The organism is Polaribacter sp. Hel1_33_96, assembly GCF_002846595.1.
Classification (GTDB): domain Bacteria; phylum Bacteroidota; class Bacteroidia; order Flavobacteriales; family Flavobacteriaceae; genus Polaribacter.
The window spans coordinates 1,528,709-1,541,457 of sequence record NZ_PJMV01000001.1; the positions used below are offsets into that span (position 1 = coordinate 1,528,709).

Sequence of the window (12,749 nt, forward strand, 5' to 3'; positions counted from 1 at the left end):
GTTTAATTTAGGAATCTACTCTTTAATAAGTTTAATGAGCTTAACACCAAATAATGTTTTTATTTGAGCAAAATAAAGTCCACCTTTTAAATTAGATCCATCTATAACAGCTTTAATTTTATTAGGTATTGATGAAAACACATTTTTACCTTGCAAGTCAAATACTTTAATAGATGTAATATTCCCAATATCAGTTTTTATTGTCCAACTATTCTGAGAAGGATTAGGAAAAGCTTTAAAGTCTAAAATTTCAACATCATCTGTTCCAAGTGATGTTGCTTTCCAGAAATATATATTGTCTACATAAATATCATTTGAAAAACCATTACCTCCAATAAATTTTAAATGAACGGCTTTTGTAATATCGGCTGTTATACCTGCAACAGGGATATCTATGCTTTGCCATTCACCATCTCCATTTTGTATTTTATGAGGAATTTCTGTACCAGAACTTAGGACAGCTATACTCGGAATTACTTCATTTACAGTCCATATATCTAAATGTAAAAATTCCATAGAAGTTAAATCTTGAACAGAATTAAATTCTATACCTTGATAACTAAAATTTGTGTATGCTAGTGCTGCATTTCCAGAGCCTGTAGGTTGAAAATCTGCTTTTGCGGAATTAAAACCACTTTGTTGCCAATCTGGATTATAATTTGCACCAGATATATTGTTGTAAGCATCACTAAAAACAGAAATTACATCCAAAGCATTTCGAACTGGTGGGGTTGGAGCATTTATATTTGGTGCTCCAATATAAAAAGATACTTTATACGTTTTTGTAGCAGAACCATCTTGCGATGTTACTATAACAGTTGCATCACCAGGAATTGAAGAAGCTTGTGAAATTACTTTTGAAGCGGAAGCATCTGCTGTTGCTGCCGACGTAATTTGAGGTACTTGCGTTGTTCCTCCGGGTAAAGCCATCAAATAAGATTCTGAATTTGGTTTAAATCCTGAAACTGAACTACCATTTACGTTTAATTCCCTTAAAGTTGCATCTTTTCCAGCTACTGTTGGGCTTTTATAAAAATATATATTATCTACATAAATAGCACTGGGTGAACCATCACCTCCATTAAACATTAAATGAACAGCTCTTGTAATATCACCTGTAATACCCGCAACTGGGATATCTATACTTTGCCATTCACCATCTCCATTTGCAATTGTATGAAGAATTTCTGTTCCGGAGCTTAAAACTGCAACAGTTGGTTGTACCTCTTTAACAGTCCATATATCTATGTGTAAAAACTCCATACCTGTTAAATCTTGAACCGAATTCAATTCTATTCCTTGATAATTAAAATTTGTGTAAGACAAAACAGCATTTCCTGAACCAGTAGGTTGAAAATTAGTATTTGCAGAAATAAAACCTGTTTGTTGCCAATCTGGATTGTAATTTGCACCAGTTATATTATTGTAAGCATCACTAAAGATTGAAATTACATCTAAAGAATTACGAGCAGGTGGAGTTGGTGCATTAATATGTGGTGCTCCAATAAAAAAGGAAACTTTATAAGTTTTAGTAGTTGAACCATCTTGCGATGTTACTAAAATTGAAGCATCACCAGGAATAGAAGGTGCTTGTGTAATTACCCTAGAGGCTGCTGTATCTGCAGTTGTTGCTAAAGTAACTTGAGGTATTTGAATTGTACCTCCAGGTAATGCCATTAAATATGCTTCGGAGTTTGGTGAAAATCCGGTAACTGTAGTTCCATTTACTTTTAACGCACTAAGAGTAGCATCCTTTCCTGTAGAAGTAGGTCTTTTGTAAAAATATATGTTATCAACATAAATTTCAGTTGTAAAACCATTACCTCCAGTAAATTTTAATTGAATTGCTCTGGTAATATTTCCAGTAATACCAGCTATTGGAATATCTATACTTTGCCATTTCCCATCTCCATTTGGAATTGAATGAGGAATTTCTGCTCCTGAACTAATAACGGTTATGCTTGGGGCTACGCCATTTACAGTCCAAATATCTAGATGTAAAAACTCCATAGAAGTTAAATCTTGAACTGAATTAAATTCTATTCCTTGATAATTAAAGTTAGTGTATGCAAGCACTGCATTTCCAGAACCTGAAGGTTGAAAATTAGAATTTGCTGTATTAAAACCATTTTGTTGCCAATATGGATTGTAATTTGCACCGGTTATATTTTCATAAGAATCACTAAAAATTGAAATGACATCTAAAGTTTCACGATCTGGTGGAGTTGGTGCATTTGTGTTTGGTGCTCCAATATGGAAAGATACATTATACGTTTTAGTAGTTGAACCATCTTCTGATGTTACTATAACATTAGCTTCATCAGGAATAGAAGATGCCTGTGCAACTACTATTGAAGCTGAGGCATCTGTTGTTGTTGCCATAGTAATTTGGGGCACCTGAGTTGTTCCTCCTGGCAAAGCCATCAAATAAGATTCAGTATTAGGAGAAAAATCTGCAACTGAAGTTCCATTTACTTCTAAAGCACTTAAAGTAGCATCTTTTCCTTCTTCCGTTGCATTTTTATAAAAATATATATTATCAATATATATATCCGTGGTAACTCCATTACCACCCGTAAATTTTAATTGAATTGCTTTTGAAATATCGCCTGTTATACCAGTAACAGGTACTTCAAGACTTTGCCACTCACCATCTTTATTTGAAAGTGTATGAGGAATCTCTGCTCCTGAACTTATAACTGTTATGCTAGGAATTAGTCCACCTACAGTCCAAATATCTACATGTAAATATTCCATAGAAGTTAAATCTTGAACTGAATTAAATTCTATTCCTTGATAATTAAAGTTTGTATAAGCCAAAACTGAATTTCCAGAACCTGTAGGTTGAAAATCAGAATTTGCTATGTTAAAACCATTTTGTTGCCAATAAGGATTATAATTTACGCCAGTTATATTATCATAGGAATCACTAAAGATAGAAATAACATCTAAAGTTTCACGATCTGGAGGTGCAGATGCATTTGATGTTGGTGATTGTGAAAATAATGAAAAACTTAAAATTAGTACATAAGTGAATAATAAGTATTTGAAGAATCTACACATAATATTAGTTTATATTAGGTTGTAAAAGTAATTTTTATATCTAAAAAATCATAAGATTTCAACTATACAAAAACACAACAAATTCTTTTAAAAGAAAAAAACTGTATATAAAATATATACAGTTTTAATAATTTATAACTTTTTAGAAAAAATCAATCAAAATTAGTATTCATTTTTAGATAATCTAAAAATTCTCTTTTCCTGTTTTTTTCTTTAAACTTACCTCCAAATTCTGCCGTTACAGTAGAACTTTCTATGTCCTTAATTCCTCTTGAATTTACGCACAAATGTTTTGCATCTATAATACAAGCAACATCTTGAGTTCCCAAAGCTTCTTGCATCGCTTGAACGACTTGCATTGTTAAACGTTCTTGAACCTGCGGTCTTTTTGAAAAATACTCTACAATTCTATTCATCTTAGAAAGACCAATTACTTTTCCATCAGAAATGTAAGCGACATGAGCTCTACCGATAATTGGTAATAAATGATGCTCACAAGTAGAATAAACCACTATATTCTTCTCTACCAACATTTCCCCATAATTATAATTATTATCAAATGTTGATGGCTTTGGCATATTTTTAGGGTTTAATCCCATAAAAATTTCATTTACAAAAGCTTTTGCTACTCTTTTAGGAGTTCCTTGTAAACTGTCATCCGTTAAATCCATTCCTAAAGTGTTTAAAATATCTTTTACACTTTCTTGAATTCTTTCTATTTTTTCTTCGTCAGAAATATTAAAAGCGTCTGCTCTCAATGGAGTTTTGGCTGATGTACCTATATGGTTCTCTCCTATTTCTTCAATTCTTTCTTCATTCATTTTGCTGTTCAATTCAAACATTTCAATCTTAATTAGGATGCAAATTTAAGCGTTTACAACGTATTATTTCAGTTTAATAATAAATTATAACTATCAAACTATAATTTTTTATGCTTTCAACATATTTATCATTTCGGATAAAGAGCAATTTATTTGCTTTGCTGAATTCATATTTTTTAAAGTAAAAACATCATTTTCTACTTTAGAAACTACGAATTCAATTTCTCTATTAGTTATGTACTTCCATTGTCGTTTTTGCTGTTTATTACTTTCACCTAAATCAGGATAAAACTCAGATTTTATAGCATGTTCTCTCAAGCTTTTAATTGCTTTCATTTTAACAGCATCTGTAGCCGAATCAAAATTTAGAAAAATAACTTTCGGTTTTGGTAAAGCAACCTCCTTAAACAAGCTTAATTCTTCTAAAACCAAATAAATTCTATCCAATCCAAAAGAAATTCCTACTCCAGAAACATCTTTTAAACCAAAGATACCTGTTAAATCATCATATCTTCCACCACCCCCAATAGAACCCATTTTTACCGTTTCTGGAGCAGCGACCTCAAAAATTGCTCCGGTGTAATAGTTTAAACCTCTTGCCAATGTTACATCTATTGCTAATGTTGAAGACTCTAAACCTAATTCATCAATAGCGTTAATTACAAAACGTAACTCTTCTACTCCACTACTTCCTTCCACTGATGTTTGTAACATATTTTCTAAAGAAGCTAACTTGTCTACATTAGAACCAGAAAAATCAAACAATGGTGTTAATTTTCCGATGGCTTCTTCTGTTATTCCTTTTGCTAACAATTCTTTAACGACTCCTTCTCTACCGATTTTATCTAACTTATCTAAAGCGACGGTAAAATCGATTAATTTATCTTGCGCGCCAATAACTTCTGCAATACCAGAAAGTATTTTTCTATTATTCATTTTGATGGTTGTCCCTTCCAAACCTAATTTGGTGAAAACGGTATCGTATAATTGAATAAATTCGACTTCTTGCCATAAAGATTTACTGCCAACAACATCTGCATCACATTGAAAAAACTCTCTAAAACGTCCTTTTTGTGGTCTATCTGCTCTCCAAACGGGTTGCACTTGATACCGTTTAAAAGGAAATGTAATTTCATTTTGGTGTTGCACAACATACCTTGCAAAAGGAACTGTTAAGTCGTAACGCAATGCTTTTTCAGAAATTTGAGAAGTTAATTTTAAGCTATTTTTTTCTTCTAACAACTTCTTATCTGCCTTTGCTAAAAAATCCCCAGAATTTAAAATTTTAAAAATAAGTCTATCACCTTCCTCACCATATTTACCCATTAAAGTTGATGAATTTTCAAAACTAGGAGTTTCAATCGGTTGAAATCCGAATACTTCAAAAGCGGTTTTAATCGTATTCATGATATACGATCTATTGGCTACCTCTGTCGGCGAAAAATCTCTAGTTCCTTTTGGGATGCTTGGTTTCATTTTTAGTATTTTCTTTTATTACTTTTTTATATTCCCACCTTTGGTAAGCTTCAACAAAAACTCATTTTATTGATAACTCTATTAAAGAGAAATAAGACTCTTCATCATTTATATTAGGCAATGGCAAACTACACAACGAGCTAATTTTACATTAAAGTAAAATTCCAAAATTCGCTGCGCGGACAAATATCGTGAAAAAGTTATAAATTTTTAAGTGTTGTATCCTTTTTATTTCTGCGCCTTAAACTATATAAAGAAGCATTTAATTCGAACCCTAACAAAAGTATAATGGCATTTAACCAAACAAATAACATCAATATTAAAAGTGTACCAATAGATCCGTATAATTGATTGTATTGGGCGAATTTAACTACGTAAATTCCAAATAAATAAAAAGTGCACAATGATAGTAATGTTGTAAGTATTGCTCCCGCAGAAAAAAACTTAATTTCTTTCCCTTGCTTTGTTCCATATCTAAAAAGTAGTGAAACAATCGTAAAAATCATGATTAAAAACAAAATACCTCTACCATAATAAAACAAGTTCAAATCGTCTGTATGTAACCATCCTGTTTCATCTATTTTAGTCAATGCTACTTGATACAAAATGACTAGAGTAATTGTAATTATTAAAAAAAGTGATGTCAATAAAGAAACCCCTAAAGAGATAAAATAGGTTCTAAAAACATTTCGTATTTCTTTTACATGATAAGAATATTCAAATCCACCAAAGATTGCATTGACACCATTTGTCATTAAAAATATAGACACTATAAAACCAAAAGATAACAAGCCTCCATATTGATTATTAATTATATCGCCGATTACAAAATTAACAGCTTCGAAAGTTTGAGGTGGTAAAATATCTTTAATAAAAGAAAATAATCCATCTTGAAAGCCTTCAATTGGTATGTATGGAATTAAGGTTAGTATGAACAACATAAAAGGAAAAATGGCCATAAAAAAACTAAATGCAATACCTCCTGCTCTTGTGGTTAAAGCACCTTCAACAATTCCAATAATATACATCTCTAGAACATCATACAAAGACATCCCTTCTAAACCTGGTACTTTTATTTTCTTCCCAAATTTTACAAAGACTTTTACAATGGGTACTTTTTCTAATTTGTCTTCTATTTCTTTTGTCATTAATTTCTTTTCAAAAATTAGAAATCCTTAATATTTATTTTATTCAAATTTAGAAATAACTCTTTAAAAATTAACTCTTTTGTGTTTAATGCAATAGAATCTTTCAAAAAAAGATAATCTCCACCAAAAGTTATACTTGATAAAAGACCATATTTAGTATTAAAAAACAAAGTTCTAGTATGGCCTTTAATTTCTTTATTTTGATATAGTTGAAATGCTAACCTTTTAGCCTTGTATACTTTTTCTGTTGCTAAAAATGTATCAAAATCTGATATCAAAAAATTTCCCTCTAAATTATATTTTAAATCTAAATTCAGGAGAGAATCTATTTGATTTCTGTATTCAAAAATAATAAACCCTTCTTTTTCAGCACTATTTAAAGTGAATTTTGCAACGCTGTCCGTCTGCAATGAATGGCTGTAAATAGGAATATTCTTTTCCATTTTATCACAGGAAATAAATGAAAAAATTAATAATAACGAAAAGAAAACTACCTTTTTCATTCAATAATAATTTTATAATCCGATAGCAATCCATAAAGATTTTCTCTGCTAAACTTTGCCTGTTTTAAATGATTCTTCTCTGGATTAATATTAAAATTAAACGCTGTTTTAAAATCTGAGTTTTCTAAATTCGTATCCTCAAAAATAGCGCCTTTTAAATCTGTATTGTCAAATAAACAACTCGTTGCAATGGTTTCTGTAAAATCTACCTCTTGCAAATTACAATTAGTGAATGTTGTTTTTGGTATTTTTAATTGATAAAAAGATGAAAAATTTAACTGACAATCTTTGAATGACATTTGCAATAAAAACAAATTTACTTCATTAAATTTTAGACCAATCATCTTACAATTGATAAAATTCACATCCTTAAAAGCAGTATCCTTAACGATGGTATTACTAAAATTACAATCTATAAATTCACATTCTACAAACTGAATATTAGAAGCGTGAATTCCCTCAAAATTACAATTTAGAAATGTACAATTATCATATTCTCCTTTCTTGATTTTGGTTTTAGTAAAATCAATTTTTGAATATTCTTCGCTATCAAAATAATTATCAGTCATATCATTTTATGCATTTACAACTCTAAAAAGCTTTTAGACTTAAATCTAAATTATAGACCGAATGCGTTAATGAGCCGGATGAAATAAAGTCGACACCACAATCAGCATACCTTCTAATTGTGTTCTCGTTAATTCCGCCAGAAGATTCTGTTAAACAAGTATTACCAATTAAAGCAACCGCTCTTCTAGTATCTGCATAATTAAAGTTATCAATTAAAATTCTATAAACACCTTCATTTGAAAGAATCTCTTTAATTTCTTGTAAACTTCTTGCTTCCACAATTATCTTAATATCTAGTTGTTTAGCTGCTAAATATTTCTTTGTTTTTGTAATTGCAGCTGTAATTCCACCAGCAAAATCAATGTGATTATCTTTAATCATTATCATATCATACAATGCAAATCTGTGATTCTCTCCTCCTCCAATTTTTACAGCCCATTTTTCTAAAGCTCTAATACCTGGGGTAGTTTTTCTTGTATCTAGCACTTTTGTCTTTGTTCCTTTTAATAAATCCGCAAAAGAAGCAGTTTTTGTAGCAATGGCGCTCATTCTTTGCATCGCATTTAACACCAATCTTTCTGCCATTAAAATTGATTGAGATTTTCCAGAAACATGAAAAACAATATCTCCATATTTTACTTTTTCTCCATCATTTATAAAAGTTTCTATATGTAAGTCTGCATCAACATAATTAAAAACTTGTTTCGCAAATTCAACACCTGCAATAATTCCTTCGTCTTTTACCAACAATTTTGCTTTTCCTATAGCATCAGCAGGAATGCATGAAAGAGATGTGTGATCTCCATCTCCAATATCTTCTCTAATTGCATTTGCAATAATGATTTTTAACTCTTTTTCAAATTGTTCTTTTGATATCATTTCGTAAACTTTATTCTAGTGTAAAAATAGTAATTCATAATTCATAATTCGTAATTTTACGATATGAAAATTAAATTACTCGCCATTGGTAAAACTGATAATAAAAATTTAATTCAGTTAATTGATGAATATCAAAACCGACTAAAACATTATATAAAGTTTGAGTTAGAGATCATTCCAGATATTAAAAATGTGAAGAACTTAAGTGAGCATCAACAAAAAGAAAAAGAGGGGGAATTGATTTTAGCTAAACTACAAAACACAGATTGCTTAGTTTTACTAGATGATAAAGGAAAACACTATACCTCTGTTGAGTTTTCTAAATATTTACAAAAGAAAATGAATGCTGGTATCAAACAATTAGTTTTGGTAATTGGCGGACCATATGGATTCTCTGAAGCCGTTTATAAAAAGTCAACTGGAAAAATATCATTATCCAAAATGACTTTTTCTCACCAAATGATTCGTCTTTTTATTGTTGAACAATTGTACAGAGGATTTTCAATTTTACGTAATGAACCTTATCATCATGAATAAAAGAGCTGATTTAAATATTATGCCATTCTGATTAGAAAAATGATTATTTTCGCTAAATGAAATTAGTTTTTGCTACCAATAATCCGAATAAAGTTGCCGAAGTTCAAAAAATGCTTTCTAATACAATCGAATTGCTTTCTTTAAAAGACATTAATTGTTTTGATGAAATTGAAGAAACTGAATCTACTTTAGAGGGAAATGCAAAATTAAAAGCAGCTTATATCACTCAGAAATTCGGATACAATTGTTTTGCTGATGACACAGGTTTAGAGGTAGAAAGTTTAAATGGTAAACCTGGAGTTTATTCAGCCAGATTTGCAGGAAAACCTAGCAATTCTGAAAATAATATGGAAAAATTATTATCAGTTTTAAAAGACCTAGAAAACAGAAAAGCACAATTTAGAACATCAATTTGCTTAAATTTAGACGGAAAAAAGTTCCTTTTTGAAGGGGTTTGTAAAGGAGAAATTTTAAAAGAAAAACAAGGGAAAAAAGGTTTTGGCTACGATCCAATCTTTAAACCTGAAGGTTTTAATAGATCTTTTGCAGAAATGACATCACAAGAAAAAAATAAGATTTCTCATAGAGGAATTGCAATGCAAAAGTTAGTGTCTTTTTTGGATAAAAATTATTCATAAGTTTATCTTTTTAAACTCATCATAAACATAATAAAGGTTTCAAACATTCTTAACCTGATAATCATAAATGAAACAAATAAGCTATACAAAACACTTTATTTTCCTCTCACTTTTGCTGATAATTTTGTTTTTTGTGAATATTAGTTTGGGTTCTGTTTCAATTCCTTTTAGCGAAATCTTTACTACTTTAATTGGTGGAACGCCACCCAAAGAAAGTTGGGAAACTATCATTCTAAATTTTAGGTTACCGAAGGCAATTACAGCAATTTTAGTTGGTTCTGGTTTGTCTATTTGTGGTTTGTTAATGCAAACGCTCTTTAGAAACCCTTTGGCAGGACCATTTGTTTTAGGTATTTCTTCTGGTGCAAGTTTAGGAGTTGCCATTTTAATTTTAGGTTCATCTGTTTTTGGAGGCTTTTTATTATCCTCTTCAATTTCCAATTGGTCTTTACCAATTGCGGCAAGTTTAGGTGCGTTTTTAGTATTATCAGCTGTAATTATTGCTGCAAATAAAGTTAGAAATACCATGTCAATTTTAATTATTGGATTAATGTTTGGTAGTTTAACATCAGCTGTTATTAGTGTTTTAGCCTATTTTTCTGAAGCTAATCAAATTCAGCAATATTTATTTTGGAGTTTTGGTAGTTTAGGCAACTTAACTTGGAATGAGTTACTTGTTTTTAGTCTCATTTATTTTGTAGGAATTATAGGAGCAATCACTGTTATTAAGCCTTTAAATAGTTTTTTACTAGGTGAAAATTATGCAATGAGTTTAGGTATTAATATAAAAAAAAGCAGAAATATTATTTTACTCATAACCAGTTTATTAACAGGAGTTATTACTGCTTTTTCAGGCCCTATTGCATTTGTTGGTTTAGCCGTACCACACATCGCAAGAATGTTGTTTTCAAGCTCAAACCATAAAATATTAATTCCATCAACAGCTATTATTGGAGCAATCGTTTTATTAATTTGCGATTCAATTGCACAATTACCAACAAGCGAATTTACGCTTCCTATAAATGCAATTACGTCCTTATTTGGCGCTCCTATTGTTATTTGGTTATTAATCAGAAAAAAGACAATATTTGTTTAAAGAAATATTTAATTTAAAAAATGATTGAATATTATAATAGTTAATTCGTGAAAACCCAATCTAAAAATAAAATACTTACAACTGAAAACCTATCCATTGGTTATCGAACTAAGAAAGCACATCATATTGTAGCTTCTGATATTGATTTATCCATTGAAAAAGGAAAATTAGTTACAGTTTTAGGTAAAAATGGAATTGGAAAATCTACTTTATTAAGAACCATTGCCAAAGTTCAAAAACCTTTAAACGGTAATGTTTTTATCAATAATAAGAACTTAGAAACATATGCGCATCAAGAACTAGCAACCGCTTTGAGCATGGTTTTAACTGAAAGGCTTCCCGAAAGTCAATTAACCGTGTTTGAACTCGTTGCTCTTGGCAGGCAGCCTTATACAAATTGGATTGATAAATTATCCGATATTGATTTAGAAAAAGTAAATTGGGCTCTTGATGAAACAGAAATTCATCATTTAAAACACAAACGTTTTTACGAATTAAGTGATGGTCAACTGCAAAGAGTTTTAATTGCAAGAGCTTTGGCACAAGACACTGAAATTATTATTTTGGATGAACCAACGGCGCATTTAGATTTACATCATACCATTAAAATTTTTTCTTTGTTAAAAAAATTGACAGAAAAAACTTCAAAGACCATTATTATGTCTTCTCATGAAGTAAATTTATCAATAAAATTTGCAGATGAAATCATTTTATTCACAGACGCTAAAATTTACACAGGAACTCCAAACGAATTAATAAATAACAATTCTTTCGACAACTTATTTCCTAGTGAAATTATTAATTTTAACAGGAATTTAAAGCAGTTTATCATAAACAAAAAGTAATTTTGAGTAACCTTCAACTTTTTAGTACTTTTGGTATAACATTAAATTAATTTAAATAATTTTTTAATCGATGAAAAAAATATTTTTTATAGCTAGTATATTCGTATTTATAGCTTGTGGTTCTGGTAAAGATGCTTCAAATAGCGAAGCTTCAAATGTAGATCAAGCTTTAAAATATGCTGCTTCAATTACTGCAAAAGATTTAGGAACGCATTTGTTTATTTATGCTTCAGATGAATTTGAAGGAAGAAATACAGGTGAACTTGGCCAAAAGAAAGCAGTAGAATATTTAAAAAACTTTTATGTAAAACAAGGAATTGCTCCCGCCATAGGTAGTGATGATTATTTTCAGGGAGTACCTGCAGATTTTTTAAACAAACGTATAATAAAAACACCTTTAAAAGATTCTGAGAACGTTGTTGCTTTTATTAAAGGTAGAGAAAAACCAGATGAAATTGTGGTTATCTCTGCGCATTTAGATCATGAAGGAATAAAAAATGGAGAAATTTATAATGGTGCAGATGATGATGGTTCAGGAACTGTTGCTATTTTAGAAATTGCTGAAGCTTTTCAAATGGCCGCTAAAGCAGGAAAAGGTCCAAAACGTTCAGTTTTATTTTTACATGTTACAGGTGAAGAAAAAGGATTGTTAGGTTCTAAATATTATACTGAAAACCCTTTGTACCCTTTAGCAAATACTGTTTGTGATTTAAATATTGATATGGTTGGAAGAATTGATGATAGACATAAAGAAGACCCAAATTATGTGTATTTAATAGGTTCTGATAAGTTAAGTACAGAATTACATACTTTATCTGAAGAAATAAATAAAAAATACACCAACATTAATATAGATTATAAATATAATGATGAAAATGATCCTAATCGGTTTTACTACAGATCAGATCATTATAACTTTGCAAAACACAACATTCCAATTATTTTCTATTTTAACGGCACACATGCTGATTATCACAGACCAAGTGATACTCCGGACAAAATTAACTACGAATTGTTAGAAAACAGAACCCGCTTGGTTTTTCATACAGCTTGGGAAGTTGCTAACAGAGAAACAAGGATTACTGCAGATAAAGTAGAAGTTAAAAAAGAAGAAACTAGTAAATAAAAAATATCTAAAATAGATATCTATTAACTAAGCAATTTAATTGCTTA

General features: G+C 30.1%; 12 protein-coding genes. 5 read left to right on the forward strand and 7 right to left on the reverse strand.

Translation table 11 applies throughout. The features are described 5' to 3' along the window. Positions 1–15 precede the first annotated feature (15 nt). The 7 genes from ATE90_RS06810 to nadC form a co-directional block, all read right to left on the reverse strand. Entirely contained in the window at positions 16–3,063 is a 3,048-nt protein-coding gene (locus tag ATE90_RS06810) for a T9SS type A sorting domain-containing protein (RefSeq protein ID WP_101451114.1), read from the reverse strand. 152 nt (positions 3,064–3,215) lie between these two features. Beyond that, complete coding sequence (gene folE / locus ATE90_RS06815; RefSeq protein WP_036785915.1) at positions 3,216–3,905, reverse strand: GTP cyclohydrolase I FolE; 690 nt, start codon at positions 3,903–3,905, stop codon at positions 3,216–3,218. An 87-nt stretch (positions 3,906–3,992) separates the two neighbouring features. Beyond that, positions 3,993–5,360 carry a histidine--tRNA ligase gene (hisS, locus tag ATE90_RS06820; protein WP_036785911.1) on the reverse strand — a complete coding sequence of 456 codons (1,368 nt, stop codon included), beginning with the start codon at positions 5,358–5,360 and terminating at the stop codon, positions 3,993–3,995. A gap of 200 nt (positions 5,361–5,560) precedes the next feature. Then, positions 5,561–6,508, reverse strand: a complete 948-nt coding sequence (locus tag ATE90_RS06825) for a YihY/virulence factor BrkB family protein (RefSeq protein WP_036785908.1) — start codon at positions 6,506–6,508, stop codon at positions 5,561–5,563. A 17-nt stretch (positions 6,509–6,525) separates the two neighbouring features. Beyond that, positions 6,526–7,011: a hypothetical protein gene (locus tag ATE90_RS06830; RefSeq protein WP_036785905.1), complete on the reverse strand. Its 486-nt coding sequence runs from the start codon at positions 7,009–7,011 to the stop codon at positions 6,526–6,528. Then, the gene (locus ATE90_RS06835) at positions 7,008–7,580 is read right to left on the reverse strand and encodes a pentapeptide repeat-containing protein (protein WP_036785901.1); all 573 of its coding nucleotides are present in this window, start codon (positions 7,578–7,580) and stop codon (positions 7,008–7,010) included. The genes ATE90_RS06830 and ATE90_RS06835 overlap by 4 nt, the downstream gene beginning before the upstream one ends. A gap of 22 nt (positions 7,581–7,602) precedes the next feature. Further along, complete coding sequence (gene nadC, locus ATE90_RS06840) at positions 7,603–8,460, reverse strand: carboxylating nicotinate-nucleotide diphosphorylase (RefSeq protein WP_101451116.1); 858 nt, start codon at positions 8,458–8,460, stop codon at positions 7,603–7,605. A 63-nt stretch (positions 8,461–8,523) separates the two neighbouring features. Here nadC and rlmH point away from each other — a divergent pair, with 63 nt between their 5' ends. The 5 genes from rlmH (at position 8,524) to ATE90_RS06865 (ending at position 12,702) form a co-directional block, all read left to right on the forward strand. After that, positions 8,524–8,997, forward strand: coding sequence for a 23S rRNA (pseudouridine(1915)-N(3))-methyltransferase RlmH (rlmH, locus tag ATE90_RS06845; RefSeq protein WP_036785895.1), 474 nt, complete (start codon positions 8,524–8,526; stop codon positions 8,995–8,997). A gap of 56 nt (positions 8,998–9,053) precedes the next feature. After that, the gene (locus tag ATE90_RS06850) at positions 9,054–9,635 is read left to right on the forward strand and encodes a non-canonical purine NTP diphosphatase (protein WP_036785891.1); all 582 of its coding nucleotides are present in this window, start codon (positions 9,054–9,056) and stop codon (positions 9,633–9,635) included. Positions 9,636–9,702: 67 nt separating this feature from the next. Then, a complete protein-coding gene (locus tag ATE90_RS06855) occupies positions 9,703–10,731 on the forward strand; it encodes a FecCD family ABC transporter permease (protein ID WP_036785888.1) in 1,029 nt (342 codons plus the stop codon). A 47-nt stretch (positions 10,732–10,778) separates the two neighbouring features. Further along, positions 10,779–11,576: an ABC transporter ATP-binding protein gene (locus ATE90_RS06860; RefSeq protein WP_036785884.1), complete on the forward strand. Its 798-nt coding sequence runs from the start codon at positions 10,779–10,781 to the stop codon at positions 11,574–11,576. A gap of 70 nt (positions 11,577–11,646) precedes the next feature. Then, a complete protein-coding gene (locus ATE90_RS06865) occupies positions 11,647–12,702 on the forward strand; it encodes a M28 family metallopeptidase (RefSeq protein ID WP_036785880.1) in 1,056 nt (351 codons plus the stop codon). Positions 12,703–12,749: the final 47 nt, after the last annotated feature.